The 247-nt window shown below is 63.6% G+C and carries 1 pseudogene; it reads right to left on the bottom strand.

The features are described 5' to 3' along the window. Window positions 1-247 (bottom strand): annotated as a pseudogene (locus tag SB765_RS32495) (sensor histidine kinase); the annotation flags it as partial.

Here is a 247-nt window from a genome sequence, read left to right as displayed (position 1 = left end):
CGGCGTGCCCAGCTCATGGGCCGCACCGGCCGCCTGGGTGGCGACCGCTAGCAATTGCTGGTCACGCAGCCCCTCTTCACGACGAATGGCGCGCAGTTCTTCCTGGCGGCGCAGTTCCTCGGCCATGCGTGCCGCAAAGAAGGTGATGACCGCGGCGGACAATGCAAAGCTCAGCCACATGCCGTAGATCTGCAGGTTTTCCCGGGCGATGGGGAAGGTTTGCAACGGATAGAACTGTGCCAGCAAC

The sequence above is a fragment of the Pseudomonas sp. SIMBA_067 genome, assembly GCF_046534675.1.
Classification (GTDB): Bacteria; Pseudomonadota; Gammaproteobacteria; order Pseudomonadales; family Pseudomonadaceae; genus Aquipseudomonas; species Aquipseudomonas putida.
This window is presented reverse-complemented; position numbering and strand designations above follow the sequence as displayed.